The organism is Vibrio sp. B1ASS3, assembly GCF_905175355.1.
Taxonomy (GTDB): Bacteria; Pseudomonadota; Gammaproteobacteria; order Enterobacterales; family Vibrionaceae; genus Vibrio; species Vibrio owensii.
Window position 1 is genome coordinate 1,266,479 of record NZ_HG992742.1, and the last position, 20,276, is coordinate 1,286,754.

Annotated in this window: 17 protein-coding genes, 1 pseudogene and 1 riboswitch; of the genes and pseudogenes, 16 read left to right on the plus strand and 2 right to left on the minus strand. The window is 45.9% G+C overall.

The features are described 5' to 3' along the window. Window positions 1-11: 11 nt before the first annotated feature. The 3 genes from KJB05_RS05835 to KJB05_RS05845 all read left to right on the plus strand — a co-directional run bounded on the left by KJB05_RS05835 (window position 12) and on the right by KJB05_RS05845 (window position 6,101). Window positions 12-4,454 carry a PAAR-like domain-containing protein gene (locus tag KJB05_RS05835; protein WP_208444844.1) on the plus strand — a complete coding sequence of 1,481 codons (4,443 nt, stop codon included), beginning with the start codon at window positions 12-14 and terminating at the stop codon, window positions 4,452-4,454. Window positions 4,455-4,465: 11 nt separating this feature from the next. Beyond that, complete coding sequence (locus tag KJB05_RS05840; protein ID WP_208444845.1) at window positions 4,466-5,398, plus strand: hypothetical protein; 933 nt, start codon at window positions 4,466-4,468, stop codon at window positions 5,396-5,398. 61 nt (window positions 5,399-5,459) lie between these two features. Beyond that, window positions 5,460-6,101, plus strand: a complete 642-nt coding sequence (locus KJB05_RS05845; RefSeq protein ID WP_208444846.1) for a hypothetical protein — start codon at window positions 5,460-5,462, stop codon at window positions 6,099-6,101. Here the strand turns inward: KJB05_RS05845 and KJB05_RS05850 are convergent. Together KJB05_RS05850 and KJB05_RS05855 are read right to left on the minus strand one after the other, a co-directional pair. Then, a pseudogene (locus KJB05_RS05850) lies at window positions 6,049-6,235 on the minus strand (hypothetical protein); the annotation flags it as partial. The gene KJB05_RS05845 and the pseudogene KJB05_RS05850 overlap by 53 nt on opposite strands. Window positions 6,236-6,765: 530 nt before the next feature. Further along, window positions 6,766-7,659 (minus strand): YvcK family protein, encoded by an 894-nt coding sequence (locus KJB05_RS05855; RefSeq protein WP_005439666.1) that lies wholly within the window; start codon window positions 7,657-7,659, stop codon window positions 6,766-6,768. A gap of 175 nt (window positions 7,660-7,834) precedes the next feature. Next, a riboswitch (molybdenum cofactor riboswitch) is annotated at window positions 7,835-7,968 on the plus strand. On the opposite strand from KJB05_RS05855, the gene moaA reads away from it, so the two are divergent. The 13 genes from moaA (at window position 7,957) to KJB05_RS05920 (ending at window position 20,224) form a co-directional block, all read left to right on the plus strand. Beyond that, window positions 7,957-8,946 (plus strand): GTP 3',8-cyclase MoaA, encoded by a 990-nt coding sequence (moaA, locus tag KJB05_RS05860; protein ID WP_005439665.1) that lies wholly within the window; start codon window positions 7,957-7,959, stop codon window positions 8,944-8,946. It overlaps the preceding riboswitch by 12 nt. A gap of 101 nt (window positions 8,947-9,047) precedes the next feature. After that, window positions 9,048-9,560 (plus strand): molybdenum cofactor biosynthesis protein B, encoded by a 513-nt coding sequence (gene moaB, locus KJB05_RS05865; protein WP_005433210.1) that lies wholly within the window; start codon window positions 9,048-9,050, stop codon window positions 9,558-9,560. A gap of 26 nt (window positions 9,561-9,586) precedes the next feature. After that, window positions 9,587-10,063, plus strand: a complete 477-nt coding sequence (moaC, locus tag KJB05_RS05870; RefSeq protein WP_005439664.1) for a cyclic pyranopterin monophosphate synthase MoaC — start codon at window positions 9,587-9,589, stop codon at window positions 10,061-10,063. After that, window positions 10,063-10,320: a molybdopterin synthase sulfur carrier subunit gene (gene moaD, locus KJB05_RS05875; RefSeq protein ID WP_208444847.1), complete on the plus strand. Its 258-nt coding sequence runs from the start codon at window positions 10,063-10,065 to the stop codon at window positions 10,318-10,320. The genes moaC and moaD overlap by 1 nt, the downstream gene beginning before the upstream one ends. Window position 10,321: 1 nt before the next feature. Next, a complete protein-coding gene (gene moaE, locus KJB05_RS05880; protein ID WP_009707279.1) occupies window positions 10,322-10,777 on the plus strand; it encodes a molybdopterin synthase catalytic subunit MoaE in 456 nt (151 codons plus the stop codon). 561 nt (window positions 10,778-11,338) lie between these two features. Next, on the plus strand, window positions 11,339-12,970 hold the full coding sequence (locus KJB05_RS05885) for an ABC transporter substrate-binding protein (protein WP_208444848.1): 1,632 nt from the start codon (window positions 11,339-11,341) through the stop codon (window positions 12,968-12,970). A gap of 107 nt (window positions 12,971-13,077) precedes the next feature. Continuing rightward, window positions 13,078-13,998: an oligopeptide ABC transporter permease OppB gene (gene oppB / locus KJB05_RS05890; protein ID WP_005433208.1), complete on the plus strand. Its 921-nt coding sequence runs from the start codon at window positions 13,078-13,080 to the stop codon at window positions 13,996-13,998. Window positions 13,999-14,013: 15 nt separating this feature from the next. Then, complete coding sequence (gene oppC, locus KJB05_RS05895) at window positions 14,014-14,916, plus strand: oligopeptide ABC transporter permease OppC (protein WP_020196374.1); 903 nt, start codon at window positions 14,014-14,016, stop codon at window positions 14,914-14,916. 30 nt (window positions 14,917-14,946) lie between these two features. Continuing rightward, window positions 14,947-15,918 carry an ABC transporter ATP-binding protein gene (locus KJB05_RS05900; protein WP_039842198.1) on the plus strand — a complete coding sequence of 324 codons (972 nt, stop codon included), beginning with the start codon at window positions 14,947-14,949 and terminating at the stop codon, window positions 15,916-15,918. Next, window positions 15,915-16,907: a murein tripeptide/oligopeptide ABC transporter ATP binding protein OppF gene (gene oppF / locus KJB05_RS05905; RefSeq protein ID WP_005439644.1), complete on the plus strand. Its 993-nt coding sequence runs from the start codon at window positions 15,915-15,917 to the stop codon at window positions 16,905-16,907. The genes KJB05_RS05900 and oppF overlap by 4 nt, the downstream gene beginning before the upstream one ends. A gap of 184 nt (window positions 16,908-17,091) precedes the next feature. Continuing rightward, window positions 17,092-18,036 carry a glutathione S-transferase family protein gene (locus tag KJB05_RS05910; RefSeq protein WP_045480723.1) on the plus strand — a complete coding sequence of 315 codons (945 nt, stop codon included), beginning with the start codon at window positions 17,092-17,094 and terminating at the stop codon, window positions 18,034-18,036. A 135-nt stretch (window positions 18,037-18,171) separates the two neighbouring features. Then, entirely contained in the window at window positions 18,172-19,443 is a 1,272-nt protein-coding gene (locus KJB05_RS05915; RefSeq protein ID WP_208444849.1) for an MgtC/SapB family protein, read from the plus strand. Between the two features lie 160 nt (window positions 19,444-19,603). Next, window positions 19,604-20,224, plus strand: coding sequence for a hypothetical protein (locus KJB05_RS05920; RefSeq protein WP_005439641.1), 621 nt, complete (start codon window positions 19,604-19,606; stop codon window positions 20,222-20,224). Window positions 20,225-20,276: the final 52 nt, after the last annotated feature.

The window sequence follows — 20,276 nt, forward strand, 5'->3', positions numbered from 1 at the left end:
AGGAAAAAATTATGGCATCAACCATCGGCGCTAATGGGCTGAGTATTGTACATAAAGGCTCAGGCGGTGAAGCGAATGCGTCTGTGCCGGACGTCTGTTTGACCAAAGTCGGAAAGCCTGTTGTTCCTATTCCGTACGGCAACAACGCTAAATCTGCCGATTTGGTGGACGGTTCAACCAGTGTCACAGCCGATGGTGGCAACAGTATTGCCTTGCAAGGCAGTAAGTTCTCAAAAAGTACAGGTGATGCCGCTGGCGATAAAAAAGGCGTGAGTTCAGGAACCATTGAAGGAGAAGCACAGTTTGTGACGTCTTCTCCGAATGTCCTTATCGAAGGAAAAGGAGTGGCGCGCCAGAGTGATCAAATGACCATGAACAATGGCAATACCATGTGCTTCGGCGTACAGAACCCATCTTTCTCGGTCGAAGAAGATCTTGAAGAGACCTTTATCATGGACGTTTGTGTGCGTCACCCAAACGGTCAACGGCTGGTGAATGCGCCATTTAAACTCAGTGATGAGCAAGGTTCGACGGTATATGAAGCCACTTTGGATGATAAAGGACGCAGCGATGCCGACCCGCTCAAAGGGGGGAAAGTCAAGCTGCTGGTCGAAGAGAGTCAAGACCCGTTTGTGGTGACTCCGGTTCGTCGCGAGAACCCTCGCCATGTAGACAGCCAGTCGGATGATGATTTTTTCAATATCGCTTCCAAAGGTCAGCGCGGCTTTTGGCAGCCAACCAGAATTGAGACCGTTGGCACGGCTTGGGGCAGTATTGGTCAAACGTTGAGTAGCGATCGCTATTTCCAAGACATGCTCAGTGCTGAGGTCATTCAGCACTTTACCCATTATCACCCAGATACGACATTCGATGTATCAAAGACCTGTGAGGCTCTTATTGGTAACCTTGACCAACCTTTGCCGCATACCACTGAATCGCTGCTCGCTTATACCCTGCCTCAAGTATTAGAAGAAGGGGAGTTACTGTCGGTATTGCTGAGGCTAGCACCGCATGAGACCACTGACCGAATGCTGGCGTACATGCGTGCGCGAGGTAAAGGCAACCCACAAACCTATTTGGCTGGCTATGATTGGCAAGCGGCAGAAAAGAGCATCAATAGTGAACTCGACGCGCTGCTTAACAAGGTGAAAAGTCGTTTAACCTTCTTACGTGATGAAGCCAGTAAACTGCAATACGCGTACCTGTCTGAGGATGTGTTCGATAAGCACATCGATACGTTAAGCTCGTACATGAAGTTACTACCCGACCTCATCTCAGGTGTGTTCAGTAAAATGCAAACCAAAGCCAGCGAGCTTCTGGCGAACACTGACAACGTAAAGGTCATCAAAGCGGCAGACGACTTACACTCGATTGAGAGTGAATCGATTGAAGCCGTGGTTAACACCACCAAAACCATCGACACGGTGGAGCCATTCATGAACGAAGTGGCTGGTGTGATTGAGAATGTCATTCCGATTTATCCGGTGCGTTATGGCTACGCAAACTTCTTTGATGAAGTGATGCCAGCGCAAGCCCCGCCAAGCATGTTAGAAATGAATGGTGCTACTGGGCTGAAAGACACCGGTGGCTACCTGCTTCGCCTTCTACGTGAGGGTTGGTTGTACATCAAAGAAGAGAGCGAAGACGAGACCGCGCCTTTCCACATATTCAAATATGCGCAAACCCAAACGCCGACCGGTGTGATTGAAAAGTTTGAGAAATACTATTTCACCAATGAAGAAAACGCTCAAGAGGGATTAACGCTCGATACCTCATCGGGTTCCACTTTCTATCCTTTTGCGTTTGTGACGCCGAAAGCGAAAAAGATTTCCATCGTTTACTCTGAGCACGAATGGTCTGCCGCCATCATTGATAACATGAACAGCGATGAAGAGCTGCGCAAAAAAGCGATGCAGCAGGTGGATTTGACTGCGCCGCAAACCGACTTTAGCCAAGCGGCTACACAAGATAACCTCAGCGCCTTGGTGGAAGACTATCGCCGTAGCGATGAAAAATGGCTGGCTCTTGAGAACAACAGTCAAGCCAATCCGATGGGGCTCGATGTGTTCACAACGGAAAATAACCACTACCTCTCCCCTTTAGGGATAGTGGAAACCATGCAAAAAAGTCACAGTGAAAAGAAAGATGGCACCTTAGTTGCGCTCTTCGATCCCGTTGGACGACAGAGTGACATTGCCTTCGTTCTTTCGATGTTATTTGGGGTTGAACAATCCGACCAAGCCAGTGAAATGTACCCGAAAACCATTGGTGAGTTCATTTTACAGCTGAACCACGGCTCGTCAGACGATGCGCAAATACAAGCGGCTATCAACGAAAATATCGATGTGGCAGCGCTGGCGGAGTTCTATCAACAAAGCCGTGAAAAGAGCGAAGCGCTCAGCGCCTTGCGAGTCGAATATCTGGATTTATTCTCGGCGTTTGCTTACCGAGATTTGGCAGATGGTAACATCGGCTCACTCGATGGTTATCTGGAGCTTTTCTTTGACTCTCAAAGCGCCGTGGAGCCTTTTAAAGAGCTGCAAAAGCTCAACGCGACCATGTCAGCCATGTTCGGTAGCCTTGGCGCCACAAAAGAAGGCCATAATACTGTTGTCAGCATGATCAATGCGGCCTACGAAGAAGGGGCAAACAATACCTATCTCACGTTTGAAGAGAAGCTGAAGCTTATCTTGCTTCAGTGTCAAAGTAGCGTGGATTGGGGAGAGTTGGCCACAGAACTGGCGGAAACTACACCGAGTGTCTTTCAGTTTCTCTGGAGTTGGACTGCCGCAGTCGCAAAATATGGCCAAAGTCATGTGGTCAACTCTGCGCTGCAATTAAAGCCGGTGGCGTATTCTGGGTTGCTGAACTTTATTCCTGTCTTTTTCGAAAAAGGTTTTGGGATCAAAGAACTCGATGGCACCGTCAGAGTGACGCTTGATGAGTTGGGCCGCATCTTAGCGAAGAACATCGACTCCAATGGAAAAAATCATTTCCCGATGTTGAAAGCGCAGAGCGCCTTACCATTTGCCCGAAAGTTGATCATTTGGGGAGAGCTAGAGAAAGCCTTGACGTTACCAGATTGGGAAAAAGTCGCGAAAAAATCCCCACTGCCCACGCTCACGATGCCGAACTACAGCCATCGTTACGTGAACTATGAAGCTGAGACCACTCAGGCCTTACTCGGAAAAACCCTTGATGGCGCCCTGTCGATGCTCTCTCTGAGAGCCAATATTGACGTGCTAATGCAACTAACGCAAATCAACGGATTTGAGCAAGCAGACCCAACCACTCCCCACAACTGGGTGGCGCCAACGCAAACACTGTCAACGGCCGTCGCGACGATCTCTGCTGCGATTGTCGATAGAGCGGGCGCGCAGCGCGCGCAGTTATTGCTGGCGAACAAAGCGTTAAATTCTCGCTATTTTTATTCTGCCGTTCGGATGGGGCTGCCTTCCTTACTCGCTGCGGCCACCAAAGGTGGGGCTAAATTAGCCAGTGCCAAGATAGATACAAAACTGGAGCATATGAAAGCCGCGAACTACGCGGCAGGGTTAACTCGTTTGATTGCGGTGTCTAACCTCGCGCTGTTAGTATCGTCCACCGCCGAGGCCGTAGACGCCTATGATTCTGGAAATCGAGGCTTGATGTACGCGAACATCAATGGAATGATAAGTTACTCTATGTTTGCTGCTGGTCCTATCTTAACCATGCGCAGTATTTCCTCAACGACGATACAATCTGGTTACTTTGCCTTGATTGGTTTTGCGCTCTTACTCGTTGCGGAGGGGATGAAGGTCAAATACAGCAAGTCAGCGCTCGAAAACCTGCTGTTTCGCTGCTTTTGGGGCAAGAGTGAGAAATATTCATTTTGGTATTTTTTGAACGAGGGTAAGCATACTATTGAGCAAAGGCTAACCCTTTCTCCCAAGTCTATAGTTCTCCCTGAGCTTCAGTTAGCTCTACAAGTGGAACAGCAAGAATTTATGAATCTCTTACTGTGCCCTGAGCTCAAAGTATGGATCAAAGAAGAGTTATCTCCGACAAGAAAAATCTACGGTTATCGTATGCGCCTACCTGGTTTTATACCCGGCGAATCGAATGTTGTCGGAGCCGTTTGCAGCACTCGGCAGCGACCAGTCGATATTATGCAACCGATTAACAAGATGGTGAGATACCACGCCGTTGAGAATAAATCAGCCACACAGGCGTTCCAACAAGCCCTCAATGATGCAGTGAACAGCAATGATTTCTTCAAAAGAGAGCTTATCGATGGCACGTTGCATCTAAACTTCGAGGTTGAAATGGAAAGTGAGGACGGAGAAGCATTGAATGTGCACTGGTACTACCAACAGAGCCCTGAGGTGATGGTGCCAAAACGTATGCTGACCTCTGAAGGCGTGTTAGAAAAAACGTATTATGGCATGGTTGATGATAAGCCAAGCAATATATGACAGGACGAAAAATGAAAAGAACAAACAGCCAAGGCTTTTTAGTTAGATACCAATACCCACAGAGGCTCAGTCAATGGCGAGAGACCTTTGCTTCCCAGTTTAAGCCTATTAAGCCCGCTCAAGATCCGTTAGAGCCTTTTATGACGGTGACCGATGATGTCCTGACGGTGCGTGATGCAAGGCACGGTCTACGATTTGCCTACCTTCTACCTTTGGTTGTAGGGCTTTGGATTTTGTCGTTTCTTTTTATCGGAGATTTAGGCCCTAGTACTGCGCAAATATCTTTTGCAAAAACGGTTTCACAATTGGATGAGCATGATAGAGATGGTCTAAATTCTGAATACTTTGAAGCCATGTTAGGTGAAAATGGCGATGGAACGTTTATTGACTATATCACTGCTGTTATTAAATATGGCCCAGAAAATTATAAGGAGCATGTATATTTTAAGCTTATAATTGCTTTGATCGTGAGCTTCCTTGCGGTATTGGCGACTGTCTTTTTCATCAAATCCCCGAAGCCGGCACATATATACTTCGACCGAAAGCGTGGCCTTGTTTACACTTGGTTTTTTGGACGACTGGCTGCTTGCCGTTTTGAGAATTTAGGGTTCTTAGAGCGCAAAACAGGCTTGCTTCTCTACTTATATTGCGAAAACAACAAGCGTAAAGGTGGCTATGACGTCTTTCCTATCACCATCCAACCGACAGGGAAAGTACACCTCAACTCAGAAAGGGATAATAATTACTTCTTCGCTCAAGTGTTTAATTTTATGGACAACGGAAAGAGTGCGGTTATAACCGGCGAGAGCTTCAATCGACCGGAATCAAAAACGTACTTTTTTGTCGATAAAAGACCAGAGCCATTTGAAGAGCGCTTAGAAAAACTCCTCGAACATGAACACGTGTTACCTGATCTGTATGAAAATCTTAAGGTCGTGAATTAAGAGCTAATCCCAAAGCTTTTCTAATATAGAAGGTTTTCCACAAAACCGTAATGGCATATTGATGATTAGTAGACGTAGTAAATATAAACAGAAAGATCTATCTTCAGAGATCCCCGCCAGCTTCATAGAACGCTCTTGGCATAGACCTATGGGTTGGTTTTTTACCATCGGTGTTGGTGTATTTGTTCCATTGGTACCCTTACATCCATTTCAATACTTCCTTGGCTTGCTAGGGTTGTGGTCCGTGATGAGGAAAAAGCAACTCACTTGGGATGTAAATCAACGTCAATGGTTATATCGTTCGCGAAATTTCTGGTTCTGGCGTGAAAAGCGCTATCCGATGAGCGCAAACGATATTATCGATCTTACTTGGGAGCGAAGAGCTGCTCATCCAGACAGTTTCGGCGGTGACCGATATGGGTTTAACCTGTCCTTTATACCTAACGCGCCTGATTTCACCAAAAAGAAGGCTCTTTTTGATCGTCTTACGCTAAAAAGATTCGCGAGTCATGAGGAGTTTTCAGTTGTGGCTCGCTACACAAAGCAGGTACTTAAGACGTATGACAAAGCAGGAATGAATGTCAATTTTGAATACGACTTTGGACGTCTAAATACGCAAAAATGCGATGAAATACGTCAAAATCTAGGAATTAAATGTCTTCATAAACCTGAACTTGACTCAGATATTTATTTACAGCTTTAGAACCCAAAAGGGATTTATTCCAAACAATTAGGTCACAAGCAAAATGCAACATGGCTTCGTAGATTGCTTGTTCTCTTCTCCCAATGAACAAGCAATCTACGATAACGGTTTAACCAGCTGTGGTGGCGCTCCACTTCACAATCAAACGATGACCCTTAAAATGATTGACAGGGGGAGCTACCTGTATTTTGAGCATGCTAGAAACGCTTTAGTTTGGCAGTCATCCATAGGCATAGAATGCCGATCAACACCCGAGTGAATAAACATTACGCATAGATAATTTGGCTGATGAGCGCTTACCTGATTTCGCTCCTAGCTAATAATTCTCCAGAAACTAGCGACAAGTGATGGTAAAAAAAAAATTATAAATGCTTAGCGAATAGTGAGCAGTGTGAACGTCAAGAGTGGCTTTATTATTTTTTACCATCATTTCCCTTAAATACCCTTTTGGCAGGGTGATGGATTCACGCAGTTAGGCAATCGCCTTGCTAAGCCTTCAGGAATAAAAAAGCGTACACACCAATATACATAGTGTGTACGCTTTAAATATCAAAAATAAGCATTGCCAACAAAGGGCTACCACTCACTCACACGCAAATAGACATAGTTTTTACTATAAACTCTGTTGTAGAAGGGCTTTTTTATGAACTTTGCTTAATGATGGTTAATCAGTGAGTAACTGGCTCTCAATCGCAAGCTTCAGCTTTTCACGGTCGTGACGCCAATCGCGGTTAGTCGACGCCAATGATTCAGTGACAACGTTCCAGTTATCTAGAACTTCTTGTTCAGTCTCTTCGGCTAATACGACATCTATTTTTCTGCCTTGGCAAGCGCGCTCACACCATTCAAGCTTTTGCTTCATCGTCATTCGACCTGCAGGGCCATATTCCGGGCTTAAGTTCGCCACAAAAATGACTTTTGCTTTTTGGTTAGCGGCAATCGCTTTACCAAGTTCTGGCAGCAGTAATGGCGGCATGATGCTCGTTAAGAAGCTACCAGGGCCAAGAATAATTACGTCTGCTTCTGCCAGTGCAGTCACGGCTTCTTTCGTTGCAGGAACTTCTGGTGACAGATCGAGGCGACGCAGATCGGTGTCCATCTCATCAACGTTGGTTTCACCCGTCACCCACTGCCCATCCACTGACAACGCGGTGAGATCGGAAGGGTGCTCAGACATAGGAAGAATGTGAACGTCCACTTTCAGCATATTGCGGATAAGGTTGATCGCATCGAGAGGGCGTACCGATAGGTTATCCAGTGCGGTCAGCATTAGGTTACCGAGGTTGTGTCCGTCGAGTTCACCAGTACCTTTAAAGCGGTACTCGAACATCATAGAACTGATCGATGGCTCGGTGATCAACTGGTTGATACAGTTGCGCGTGTCACCCCAAGCAATACCACCCTGACAATGGCGGATGCGACCAGTTGAACCGCCGTTATCGGTTGTTGCCACTATGCCTGTTGCATTGCTGCCAAAATCTTTTAACGCCGCCAACATACGGCCCAAACCGTGACCACCACCAACTGCGACCACTTTCTTATCGGTGTAGATATTCATTACGTTCTTCTAATAATCTTGTAAAAAACGACTACAATTTAACTTAATGAGTGCCAAAGGGGTACTCACTAAGCGGTAAATTGTGTTTCTAGAGAGTTTTTTATCACTCAAGTCTGGATTCCATTACAAATATTAAGTATTTTACACGGCAAAGCTATCAGGGGTTTACCTCCTCTGGTTGCCATAACTCCGAGCTCACTATGCTAAGTCCTAGGATAAGCGTCTTGAGCCAGTGACATTCTGTCACAAGGGCATAATTGGAAATGATTATGCCTCCCGTGTTTGGAAAGGTGTTCCGTGGCGCAACAATTCGAAGACAAATTTCATCGTAAGTTCTATTACTTGCGTCTGTCAGTGACTGACGTTTGTAATTTTAAATGTACCTATTGCCTTCCTGACGGCTACAAGCCATCGGGCAATAAAAACTCGTCATTTCTTTCTCTCCCAGAGATCAAACGTGTCGTAAAAGCGTTTGCAGATTGTGGTACCTCAAAGGTACGTATCACAGGTGGTGAGCCGAGTTTACGCAAAGACTTTACTGACATTATCCACTCAGTAGCAACCACGCCGGGTATCAAAAAGGTCGCGACAACGACCAATGGCTACCGTATGGCAAAACAAGTTGCTGACTGGCGTGAAGCTGGCTTGACCAACATCAACGTGAGTGTGGATAGCCTTGACCCGCGTATGTTCCATCAAATCACAGGTGAAAATAAGTTCACTGAAGTGATGAATGGTATCGAACGTGCATTTGAAGTGGGTTATGAGCAAGTCAAAGTTAATGTGGTACTAATGAAAGACCTCAACCACAACGAGCTACCTGCTTTCCTCAACTGGATTAAAGACCGTCCTATCCAACTGCGTTTTATCGAGCTAATGCAGACGGGAGAAATGGATGATCTGTTTGCTAAGCACCATGTTTCTGGTGTCGCTATCCGCAATCAATTAATTGCCAATGGTTGGTTACTCAAAGTACGTTCTCACAATGATGGCCCTGCGCAGGTATTTGTTCATCCAGATTACAAGGGTGAAATTGGCCTGATCATGCCATACGAAAAAGACTTCTGTGAGAGCTGTAACCGACTTCGTGTCTCCGCTTTGGGTAAACTGCATCTGTGTCTGTTCGGTGACCATGGCGTGGAACTGCGTGACCTACTAGAGCGTGACGAGCAAGAAAATGAATTGATTGAACGTATCCAAGCGCAGCTGCAAACGAAATCCGTGAGTCACTTCTTGCACGATGGCAACACAGGTATGACGCCACATCTCGCGTCTATCGGCGGTTAATTCCAATCAGATTTCACATCGGGAGCTGACGTGGCTTTCGATGATTTTTTCCAGAATCGATACTCTGCGTATCAAAGCAAAAATAGAGAATAGGTGAACAAATGGGTCACGCTGAAAGCAAATTTCAACCTGCAAACATTGCCGTTCTGACGGTATCTGACACTCGTACTGAAGAAAACGACACCTCTGGTGGTTACCTAGTTGAACACGCAAAAGAAGCGGGTCACAACGTAGTAGATAAGCAGATCGTTATCGATGACATGTACAAGATCCGTGCGATCGTTTCTCAATGGATTGCTGACGAAAATGTACAAGCAATCATGATCACTGGCGGTACGGGATTCACTTCACGTGACAGCACGCCAGAAGCACTTAAGCCACTATTTGATAAAGAAGTAGAAGGTTTTGGTGAACTATTCCGTTTGGTTTCTTACGAAGAGATTGGTACTTCAACCATTCAGTCTCGTGCGATTGCTGGTTTCGCTAACCACACTGTTATCTTTGCAATGCCGGGTTCTACTGGTGCGTGCCGTACTGGTTGGACGAAGATCATCAAGCAACAGCTAGATGCAAGCCATCGTCCTTGTAACTTCATGCCACACCTATCTGTATAACCTTTCCTAAAAGCGAAGGAAAAACAATGACCCAATTTACACATATCAACGCGTCTGGCGAAGCTAACATGGTGGACGTATCAGCAAAAGCGGAAACCGTTCGTGAAGCACGTGCTGAAGCGTTCGTGCACATGGCACCAGAAACACTGCAACTTATTGTTTCAGGCCAACACCACAAAGGTGATGTGTTTGCGACGGCTCGTATTGCTGGTATTCAAGCTGCTAAGAAGACATGGGATTTGATTCCTCTTTGTCACCCTCTGTTGCTTTCTAAGGTTGAAGTTCAACTGGAAGCCATCGAAGCAGAAAACAAAGTACGTATCGAATCTGTATGTAAGCTAGCGGGTAAAACAGGCGTGGAAATGGAAGCGCTGACGGCGGCTTCAGTGGCGGCGTTAACGATTTACGATATGTGTAAAGCGGTGCAGAAAGACATGGTTATTGAACAAGTTCGTCTCCTAGAGAAGACGGGCGGTAAATCTGGACACTTCAAGGCGGAATAATGATTAAAGTACTTTTCTTTGCTCAAACGCGAGAGCTAGTTGGTATGGATGGTCTAGAACTTGAAGGCCAGTTTGATAATGTAGAAGCTATTCGAGCTCACCTTGTTGAGTCAGGTGCTGGCAAAGAAGGCAAGTGGGATTTAGCGCTAGAACCAGGTAAGTTACTGGCAGCGGTAAATCAGTCTATCGTGCCTTTAGATACAGCTGTGAAAGCGGGTGATGAAGTTGCCTTCTTCCCACCGGTAACAGGGGGCTAATATGGATCCTCGTGTTTCTGTTCAAGCTGAAGACTTTTCGGTTGATCAAGAGTACCAACGCCTATCAGAAGGCACTTCTTCTGGTGCGGTAGTGACCTTCATCGGTAAAGTTCGTGATATGAACCTTGGCGATAACGTGATTGGTCTTCACCTAGAGCATTATCCGGGTATGACGGAGAAAAGCCTGATCGACATCTGTGATGAGGCGGAATCACGTTGGCCTTTGTTAGGCGTTCGTGTTATCCACCGTATTGGTGATCTCGATACTGGTGACCAAATCGTTTTTGTTGGTGTGTCTAGTGCACACCGTGGTGCGGCATTTGATGCTTGCGAGTTCATTATGGACTTTCTAAAGACCAAAGCACCATTCTGGAAAAAAGAGCGCACCACCAGTGAAAACCGCTGGATTGAGTCTCGCGATACCGATCATCAAGCTGCACAGCGCTGGGAAAAGTAGGGTAGTTTTTTATTCTGCTAGCAAATCGTTCAAAGCCAGATGTTAATAGCGTCTGGCTTTTTGTTTTTTTAGCGTAAAAAGCGAGCTCATTTTCTACTCTCAATTGCCGTCAAAACCACCATTTTTCCTCTCTTTCTCCTCTCGGTGACCTTGTTCACAATAAAAAATATCGAACGAGATATATGCAATTATTAATTAGACTCAATGTGTCATAAATGTTAATTTTTGTACATATATCTAGCATAAGATGCTATCAAAGAGTTTGAATTTAGATTTATCGAAAGTTTTGCCTGTCAAATGACCATGCGAATCTGTATTTCTCTACTCAATACTTTTTGTGCGGTATTTATTGCTAAATATGGGCACTATTTACAGAATTATTAGTTTTTTTGCTACATTTTTATGGCAAATTACTTCAATGGTTGCTAATGTGTGCCGCAGTCTTTGTAAGGTTTTAGTGTTTTGTGCTCAAAAAGTGCGCTAAAAAATTCTAAAATTCTGACCGTTCCAGTCCCTTGCAGAGAAGTCATGGATGCTAATGAAAAACTTGGAGTTTTACGCATGTATAAGAACAAAATCACCCAAGCCCTTCTTCTAGGTGCTGGTCTGGCAGTGGCTGCCTCTTCTACTACCGCTTTCGCTGCTGACGTTCCAGCAGGCACTAAACTTGCTGAGAAACAAGAAATCGTTCGCGGTAACGGTACCGAAGTTGCAACAATTGACCCGCACAAATCTCAAGGTGTTCCAGAGTCGCATGTGATTCGTGATCTCCTTGAAGGCTTAGTGAACCAAAATGCAGACGGCGACACTATCCCTGGTGTAGCTGAGAGCTGGGAAACCTCAGACAACAAAACTTTCACTTTCCACCTACGTAAAGACGCTAAATGGTCTAACGGCGATCCTGTAACAGCACAAGATTTCGTATACAGCTGGCAGCGTGCAGTCGATCCTGCAACCGCTTCGCCATACTCTTGGTACATGGAATACACCAAGATGAAAAACGCGAAAGACATCGTTGCGGGCAAAAAAGACAAGAGCGAGCTAGGTGTTAAAGCGACAGACGACCACACACTTGTGGTTGAGCTAGACACAGCGGTTCCTTACTTTGTAATGATGGCTGGTCACACAACAATGAAACCAGTACATAAAGCGACAGTTGAGAAGTTTGGTGATCAATGGACGAAACCAGAAAACTTCGTAGGTAACGGCGCTTATGTAGTAAACAACTGGGTTGTGAACGAGCGTCTAGAGCTTGTTCGTAACGAACAGTACTGGGATAACGGCAAAACCGTTATCAACAAAGTAACGTACCTTCCAATCGAAAACGGCGTTGCTGAAATGAACCGTTTCCTATCTGGTGAAATCGACTTCACGTCTAAACTGCCGACTGAGCACTTTAAGCGTCTGAAGAAAGAGCACCCAGAGTCAGTATCGGTTGAAGGCAGCCTGTGTACTTACTACTACTCATTCAACACTAAGAAAGAGCCTTTCAACGACGTTCGCGTTCGTAAAGCAATTTCTTACGCTATCGACCGTAACATCGTAGCAAACGCGATTCTTGGCCAAGGCCAGAAGCCTGCTTACTTCCTAACGCCTGAAATCACTGCGCACTTCAACCCTGAGCTTCCAGCTTACGGCAAGATGACGCAAAAAGAGCGTAACGAAGAAGCGGCCCGCCTATTGGCAGAAGCGGGTTACGGCAAAGACAACCCTCTTAAGTTCTCTCTTCTATACAACACAGATGAGAACCACAAGAAACTGGCAGTAGCGCTTGGTTCTATGTGGAAGAAAACTCTAGGTCTAGACGTAACGCTAGAAAACCAAGAGTGGAAAACTTACCTATCTACGAAAGATCAAGGTGATTTCGAAGTAGCACGCGCTGGTTGGTGTGGCGACTACAACGAAGCATCTTCATTCCTAACCCTTATGGTTAGCTCGAACACAACTGGTGGTCAGCACTGGGGTAACAAAGAGTACGATGCTCTGATCGACAAAGCGATCAAGTCGACTTCAGAAGAAGAGCGTACCAAGATCTACCTAGAAGCTGAGCAACTGATGGCTCAAGATATGCCTATCGCGCCTATCTACCAGTACGTTCGTTCTCGTCTACTAAACCCGCACGTTGGTGGTTTCCCTGCTAACAACGCGGAAGAAAAGATCTACACCAAAGATCTTTACATCAAAGCAGACTAATTAAAGTCGCTTCAAGACTATAAGAATAAGGCCCACACGTCCCTACAAGGGGACGTGCGGTGCCTATCATCAATTTTTTAACTGTCACAGACTGAAAGAGTGAGTTTATGCTTAAATTCATCGCAAAAAGGATATTTGAGGCGATCCCAACAATGTTGGTTTTGATCACCGTATCTTTCTTTCTTATGCGTTTTGCACCGGGTAACCCATTCTCGAGCGAGCGTCCATTACCGCCAGAAGTTATGGCGAACATTGAAGCCAAATACGGCCTAGATAAGCCAGTATTTGAGCAGTACACCACGTACTTGACTAACGTTGTCCAAGGCGACTTTGGTCCTTCATTCAAATACTTAGATTACACAGTAAACGAGCTAATCTCGGTAGCACTGCCAGTATCGGCGAAGGTGGGTTTCATTGCCTTTATCTTCACGGTCATCCTGGGGGTGACGATCGGGACCATAGCCGCGCTCAAACAAAACTCGTGGCTTGACTACACCATTATGTCTACGGCGATGCTTGGGGTAGTAATGCCATCCTTCGTGTTGGCGCCGGCTTTGATTTACTTGTTCTCGCTCCACTGGAATTTATTCCCTGCAGGCGGTTGGCATGATGGCTCATGGCAATATTTGGTGCTGCCAGTGATTGCAATGTCACTGCTTTATGTCGCCACGTTTGCTCGTATCACTCGTGGTTCAATGATCGAGACATTGAACAGTAACTTTATCCGTACTGCCCGTGCGAAAGGTCTAAGCTACCGTTACATCATCCTGAAACACGCATTAAAACCAGCCCTGCTTCCTGTAGTGTCTTACATGGGACCTGCGTTTGTTGGCATTATCACCGGCTCGGTAGTTGTTGAGACCATCTTTGGTCTGCCAGGTATTGGTAAGCTGTTTGTAAACGCAGCCTTCAACCGTGACTACTCGCTAGTAATGGGTGTAACCATTTTGATTGGTTTCCTATTCATCTTGTTCAACGCTATCGTTGATATTCTGCTAGCAATGATTGACCCGAAAATTCGCTACTAACAGGGAAGTATGGTTATGTTAACGAAAAAAGAGAATCTTGAAGCGGTCGAGAAATTTGCAGAGAACCTGGAAGTTGAAGGCCGTAGTTTGTGGCAAGACGCCCGCATCCGCTTTATGCGTAACAAAGCGGCGATGGTGAGCTTGTTCATTCTTGCATTGATGACCCTTGCGGTAATCTTCCTGCCAATGCTGGCACCTTACACATTTGACGATACAGACTGGTACGCAATGCACGTTGGTCCAAGTGCAGAGCACTGGTTCGGTACTGACAGCTTAGGTCGAGACCTTTACGTACGTACGTTGATTGGCGGTCGTATCTCTCTAATGGTTGGTGTTCTAGGTGCATTGGTTGCGGTTGTGATTGGTACGCTTTACGGTGCAGCTTCTGGCTTCATCGGCGGTAAAGTTGACCGTATCATGATGCGTATTCTTGAAATCCTATACGCGGTTCCGTTCATGTTCCTAGTTATCGTACTAGTAACATTCTTCGGCCGTAACATCGTTCTTATCTTCGTCGCTATCGGTGCTATTGCGTGGCTAGATATGGCTCGTATCGTACGTGGCCAAACGCTAAGTCTACGTAGTAAAGAGTTTATTGAAGCGGCACACGTTTGTGGTGTGAGCAAGTGGAAGATCATCACTCGCCATATCGTACCAAACGTACTGGGTATCGTAGCGGTTTACTCAACTCTACTTATCCCAAGCATGATTCTGACTGAATCATTCCTTTCATTCCTTGGTCTTGGTGTACAGGAACCAATGACAAGTTGGGGCGCACTTCTACAAGAAGGTTCGCAAACAATGGAAGTAGCAATCTGGCAGCTGGCTTTCCCAGCAGCATTCATGGTTGTGACTCTATTCTGCTTCAACTACGTTGGTGACGGTCTGCGCGATGCGCTGGATCCAAAAGACAGATAATTAAAAATAGAAAGAATAAAGGAAGCAATGATGAGTTTATTAGATGTCAAAGATCTGCGCGTCGAATTTACCACGCAAGATGGTATCGTAACCGCAGTAAACGATTTGAACTTCTCTCTGAATCAAGGTGAGACCCTAGGTATCGTAGGTGAGTCTGGTTCAGGTAAGTCACAAACTGTATTCGCAATCATGGGTCTACTGGCTAAGAACGGTATTATCTCTGGTAGTGCGAAATTTGAAGGTCGAGAAATCCTTAACCTTCGAGAAAAAGAGCTGAACAAGGTTCGTGCGGAACAGATCGCAATGATCTTTCAAGACCCGATGACGTCTCTTAACCCATACATGAAAGTTAGTGATCAGCTGATGGAAGTACTGATGCTGCACAAAGGTATGGGTAAAGCAGAAGCGTTCGAAGAGTCGGTTCGCATGCTTGAAGCCGTAAAAATCCCAGAAGCTCGTAAGCGTATTACCATGTACCCACACGAGTTCTCAGGCGGTATGCGTCAGCGTGTAATGATCGCAATGGCGCTACTGTGTCGTCCAAAACTGCTTATTGCGGATGAGCCAACCACGGCATTGGACGTTACGGTTCAAGCGCAGATCATGGATCTGCTGAATGAGCTGAAATCTGAGTTCAACACTGCAATCATCATGATCACGCACGACCTTGGTGTCGTAGCCGGTTCATGTGACAAAGTACTGGTGATGTACGCGGGTCGTACTATGGAGTACGGCACTGTGAACGAAATCTTCTACAACCCAAGCCACCCTTACGCGGAAGGTCTATTGAAGGCGATTCCTCGTTTGGATACAGAAGGCGAGATTCTACCAACGATTCCTGGCAACCCGCCTAACTTGCTTCGTCTACCACCTGGCTGTCCTTACCAAGATCGCTGCCACCGTGTGATGGATCGTTGTAAGCGTGAAGCACCAATTCTGACGCCGTTTGGTGATGGTCGTCAGCGTGCATGTTTTTCTGAATGGGAGGCTTGGAGCAAATGAGTACAGATAAAAAGCTAATTCTGGATGTATCTGATCTGAAAGTTCACTTCAGCATTGCATCAAAATCTGCATGGCCTTGGGCAAAACCTTCAAGCCTAAAAGCGGTAGACGGCGTAAACGTTCGTCTATACGAAGGTGAGACTCTTGGGGTAGTAGGTGAGTCTGGTTGCGGTAAATCGACGTTTGCTCGCGCGATCATTGGTTTGGTTGAAGCAACAGATGGCGAAGTAGTTTGGTTAGGCCAAGACCTAACGAAGATGAAAGACGTCCAACGCCGTGAAACGCGCAAAGAAATCCAAATGATTTTCCAAGATCCTTTGGCTTCTTTGAACCCGCGTATGACTGTGGGCGACATCATCGCTGAGCCGCTAGAGACGTTCTACCCAGAACTGACTAAGCAAGAAGTGAAAGACCGCGTTAAAGAGATGATGGCGAAGGTAGGTTTACTGCCAAACGTTATCAACCGTTACCCACACGAGTTCTCAGGTGGTCAGTGTCAACGTATTGGTATCGCTCGTGCGCTTATTCTAAAGCCGAAGATGATCATCTGTGACGAACCGGTATCAGCACTGGACGTATCGATTCAAGCTCAGGTAGTTAACCTATTGAAAGAGCTGCAAAAAGAGCTTGGTCTTTCATTGGTATTCATCGCGCACGATTTGTCAGTGGTGAAACATATCTCTGACCGCGTATTGGTTATGTACCTAGGTAATGCTGTTGAACTGGGTGAAGCGGAAGCATTGTTTGCCGATCCAAAACACCCATACACACGTGCGCTGATGTCAGCGGTTCCAATTCCGGATCCGGAAATTGAACGCAGCAAGAAGATTCAGATGCTAGAAGGTGATCTGCCATCACCAATTAATCCTCCTTCTGGTTGTGTGTTCCGTACTCGTTGTCCTCAAGCGACGGATGAGTGTGCTAAGACCAGACCACACATCGAAGGTTCAGACGTTCACGCAGTATCTTGTCTACACGTAGCAGTGTAATTAAATTCAGCCTGTGACGGGCTTAAGCGCGGCTCCTTTTATAGGGTCGCGCTTTTTTTATGCCTACGATATTGGCCGGAATCAGTTCATTCGAAATTCTTGAACAAGATGGACTAAGTAGCCGGATTATAAGCTTTGCGTGATTCGCTAATATAGTGGAAAACAAATTAAGAGGAGAGCAGTCATGGGTAAGTTAGTTGAGGGCGTTTGGCACGATGTATGGTACGAGACTAAATCTAATGGCGGTAAGTTCGTTCGTGAAGATGCGGGCTTTCGTAATTGGATAAAGAACAAACCTGATGCGACATTCCAACCTGAAACGGGCCGTTACCACCTTTACGTTTCTCTTGCTTGTCCATGGGCACACCGCACACTTATCTTCCGCAAACTCAAAGGTTTGGAAAAGCACATCGATGTCACGGTCGTTTGCCCAGACATGCTCAGCGAAGGTTGGCAGATGGGCTTACCTGAGCCACTGTTTGGCCATACTCGTATGCACCAAATCTACACTCAAGCCAAGTCCGATTACACTGGTCGTGTTACTGTTCCGGTGTTGTGGGACAAAAAGACCAACACCATCGTGTCGAATGAGTCGTCTGAAATCATCCGTATGTTTAATTCTGAGTTTAACGAACTCACCGGGAACAACGATGATTATTACCCAGAGCAACTTCAAAGCGTGATTGATGAGTGGAATGACTACATTTACCCGAACGTGAATAATGGTGTATACCGTTGTGGCTTTGCGACAACGCAAGAAGCTTATGAAGAAGCGTTTGATTCACTGTTTGCTGCACTGGATAAAATCGACGCTCACCTTGCAACGCATCGTTATCTAGCGGGCAATAAAATCACCGAAGCAGATTGGCGCTTGTTTACGACCCTTGTTCGCTTTGATGCGGTATACGTAGGTCATTTCAAATGTAATAAACAACGCATTGCCGATTACGCAAACATTCAAGGCTATTTGAAAGAGCTATATCAAGTTGAAGGCGTGGCAGAAACCACAGACTTCTACCACATTAAGCGCCACTACTATTTCAGTCATACTGGTATCAACCCAACCCAAGTGGTACCTAAAGGCCCTGAATTAGATTTGGATTCGCCTCATGGTCGAGAATCTATCTAAGTTTAAAACTTCTAAGAAAAGCGCCATTTGATGTGGCGCTTTTCTTTTTTCTCAATATCTTCTCACCATCACAGCTTCTTCCTACCGATCACATAAACTGATGATATAACAACCGATCTTTGACTGAGGTGGGGTATGGATATCAATGAGTTTGTCAGTGGCGAGCATCTAATTTGGAATCTGTTTGTTGCTCTGCTTTTGGGAGCGATTGTGGGAACACAACGCGGCTGGGTGATGCGCAACAGCGTCGAAGGCAGTCGCGTTGCTGGTATCCGCACCTTTTCTTTAGTCGGTTTGCTTGGTGGCTTGGTTGGGATTCTTGCCAATCTGTATACGCCTTTGTTACTCGGCTTTGCTCTTATTGCTTTGGTGATTCTCGCTTGCATTGCGTTTGTTATTCAGCAGAAAAGGAGTGAGGACATCAGCATTACCGGCGTGGTCAGTTTGGTGATCACCTTTGTACTTGGCAGCCTGGCTGTTTCTGGTGAGGCGGTGCTTGCTGCTGCGGCGGCAGTCATCACAGCTGTCGTGCTGGATAACAAGAAAGAGCTTCATCAGGCTTTGCAGCGCCTTCAAGAGTACGAACTCGATGCAGCTTTGCGTCTTCTGCTTATTTCCATCGTTTTATTGCCTCTTTTACCCAACCAAGCTTACGGTCCTTGGAAGGCTCTGAACCCTTATGAGATTTGGTGGATGGTGGTGCTGATCGCCAGTATTTCATTTGTCGGTTATTTCGCGATTAAGATCGGCGGAGCGAAGCGGGGCATATTGTTTACGTCTGTCTTTGCTGGCTTAAGTTCTTCTACCGCACTTACGTTGCAGTTCTCCCATCTTTCACGTGAGCAAGAAGGCATCAGTCCTCTGCTCGCAAGCGGAATCTTATTGAGCTGCGGGACTATGTTTCCTCGCTTGTTGATTGTCCTATCTGTTCTCAATCCTCAATTAGTCAGTCTGTTATGGCCGATTGTTTTAGTCATGATGATTGCGCTTTATTTGCCGGCTTGGTGGATATGGCGTCGAAGTGAAGTAGAGAAAATAGAGCAATCAAACAAACAGAGTAACCCTTTGGCGCTTCAATCGGCACTGTTCTTTGGTGTCGTGTTGGCGATCATTATGTTGTTATCTCATGCGCTTTCAGATTGGTTTGGTAGTGCAGGTATCTTAGTTCTATCTGCGGTGTCGGGGATTACGGATGTTGACGCCATTTCACTGACTTTAGGACGACAAAGTACTCAGTCATTGGCGATAGATGTTGCTGTGCTCGGGATATTTATCGCGGCTTCAGTGAATACCATTGTTAAGATGGGGATGGTACTTATGATAGGCGCTCGTCAACTGTGGGCTAAGGTTGTTCCACCTATGTTGAGTGCGGTTTGTTTGGGTGGGCTTGTCTATTTGGCGCTTTAGAACAAATAACCGTCTGATGCAAAAACAATTTATTAGGTCGCGAGCTAGGTTCCAATCTGTAATTATCAATCAAGTAAAACTCATTCCTTTTTCTATACTGATTCACCAAGTGCTGAGCTTTCGTTCTAAGCGCTAGGAATCTGAACAAGGAAGAAACGATATGATTACTGTATTTCCAGGAGTGGTCGAAGGTACGGGCTTTAAATGGAAAACCGTGGAACAACCTATCACTAAATATAACGACGCTGTGGCCTATTTACGCCAATCTAGTGCGGCCGCAGCACTATTAGATTTCCTCTCGGGAGGCGAAGAGGTCACGTTGCTTTGTACAACTGACACTACCAGCAGCTTTTTTCCTGCAGAAATCGTAAAACAAGCAGGTTGCAATGTTCGCGGCAGTTTAGTTACTTGGAATCCTTTTGATAGCTTGAATGTAAACGACATTAAGCGCAATAAACCCGTTGGGCGCAGTCGTGTGCCAAATAACAATGTATCTAGAGGGACGCAATCACCAGCGGTTGGACTTATTCATGAGTTCGGTCACGCGCGTCAATACATGTTGAAACGAGATTGGTTCATGACACACTATCGCGCAGCCTCAAGTGGTAGTGATAGCGATAGGCTCATCATAGAAAATGATAACTTGCTTACCGTAGAGTCCGTCGTTGCTCGCCAGCTCAATGAAGGTGTTCGTTGGAAGTATAGGGATATTGGATCGAGTAATACGAATTTGAACGTGCAGTATCAATTAAACCGTCCAATGGACCCGATTCTTGTCTAGCAACAAGAAATAAAAAACCTCGCCGTGGCGAGGTTTTTTCATTCAGAAAGAT